The organism is Mesorhizobium sp. M7A.F.Ca.CA.001.08.2.1 (genome assembly GCF_003998455.1).
Taxonomy (GTDB): Bacteria; Pseudomonadota; Alphaproteobacteria; order Rhizobiales; family Rhizobiaceae; genus Mesorhizobium; species Mesorhizobium ciceri.
This window is the reverse complement of the sequence record NZ_RZPW01000969.1, coordinates 1-1,964: the sequence shown is the minus strand read 5'-3', so window position 1 is coordinate 1,964 and position 1,964 is coordinate 1. Positions and strand designations below refer to the sequence as shown.

At 64.8% G+C, this 1,964-nt stretch carries 1 protein-coding gene; it reads left to right on the top strand.

Annotation, left to right across the window (positions count from 1 at the left end; genetic code table 11):
* Positions 1-1,964, top strand: a 1,964-nt coding sequence (locus EN914_RS33625; RefSeq protein ID WP_127389589.1) for a molybdopterin-dependent oxidoreductase, incomplete at both ends; no start/stop codon positions are given.

Sequence of the window (1,964 nt, the reverse complement as noted above, 5' to 3'; positions counted from 1 at the left end):
GCTGGTGGGCGAGCCAGTTCGGTACGCCGAACTTCGCCGCCCATGGCGGCTTCTGTTCGGTCAACATGGCGGCCGGCGGCCTCTATACGATCGGCGGTTCGTTCTGGGAGTTCGGCGAGCCCGACTGGGACAACACCCGGTATTTCATGCTGTTCGGTGTCGCCGAGGATCACGATTCCAACCCGATCAAGATCGGTCTCGGCAAGCTCAAGGCGCGCGGCGCCAGGGTCGTCTCGATCAATCCGTGCCGCACCGGCTACAATGCCATTGCCGATGACTGGATCGGCATCCGGCCCGGAACAGACGGCCTGTTCGTGTTCGCCCTCATCCACGAATTGCTCAAGGCGGGCCGCGTCGATCTCGAGTATCTGCTGCGCTACACCAATGCCCATTCGCTCGTCATCCAAGAGCCGGGTGCTGCCGATGACGGGCTGTTCGTGCGCGATGCCGACGGCAATCCGCTGGCTTGGGACAGGGTGGCGAAGACACCGGTCAGCGCCGCCGATGCCGGTGCGAAACCGGCGCTGACCGGCAGCTTCACGATCGGCGGGCGCCGCTGCGTCCCGGTGTTCCAGCTGATCGCCGACCGCTACCTCGATGAGAGTTACGCACCGGACTCGGTCGCCGAGCGCTGCGGCATTGCCGCCGACACGATCCGCAGGATCGCCGCCGAACTCGCCCATGTCGCCTTCGAACAGACGATCGAATTGCCGATCGCCTGGACCGACTGGGCCGGGCGCCGCCACGAGACGATCAAGGGGCGGCCTGTCTCGATGCACGCCATGCGCGGCATCTCGGCCCATTCGAACGGCTTTCACACCTGCCGCGCCATCCATCTCCTTCAGGTGCTGTTGGGTACGGTGGATGTCCCCGGCGGCTTCCGCTTCAAGCCGCCCTACCCTCGATCCGCGCCGCCCGGACCGAAGCCGGCGGGCAAGACCGTCAAGCCGATGACGCCGCTCGACGGCATGCCGCTCGGCTTCGTCTGCGGGCCGGACGATTTGCTGGTCGACGAGGCCGGCACGCCGCTTCGCATCGACAAGGCCTATTCGTGGGACGCGCCGCTGGCCGCGCACGGCCTGATGCACACCGTCATCCGCAACGCCTGGGCAGGCGATCCCTACAAGATCGACACGCTGATGATGTACATGTCGAACATGGCGTGGAATTCCTCGATGAACACCGTCGAGACCATGGCGATGCTGACCGACAGCGACGAAGCGGGCAACTACAAGATCCCTTTCATCATCTATTCCGACGCCTATTATTCCGAGACCGTGCCGTTCGCCGATCTGGTGCTGCCGGACACGACCTATCTTGAGCGCCACGACTGCATCAGCCTGCTCGACCGGCCGATCAGTCATGCCGACGGACCGGGCGACGCCATCCGCCATCCCGTCATCGAGCCCGACCGCGACGTCCGGCCGTTCCAGTCGGTGCTGATCGAACTCGGCGCCCGGCTCGGCCTGCCCGGTTTCGTCGATGAGGACGGCTCGCCCAGATACCGCGACTATGCCGACTACATCGTCAACCATGAGCGCACGCCCGGCATCGGCCCGCTCGCCGGCTGGCGCGGCAAGGATGGGACCTCGACCGGCAGGGGTGAGGCCAACCCGGACCAGTTGCAGCGCTACATCGACAATGGCGGCTTCTGGCATCATGATTTCGCGGACGACCAGCGCTATTACAAGATGGCCAACCGCTCCTATCTCGACTTCGCGGTGCAGATGGGTTTTATCCCGAAAGCCGAACCGATCGTTTTCCAGCTCTACTCGGAGCCTATGCAGCGCTTCAGGCTCGCCGCGCGTGGCCATGGCCGTGTGGTGCCGCCGAAAGAAGGCGATCGCCGGCGCATCGAGACCTACATGGACCCGCTGCCGTTCTGGCACATGCCCTTCGAGGAAGCGGTCGTCGACCTCGAAAAATATCCGCTGCATGCGCTGACGCAGCGGCCGATGCACATG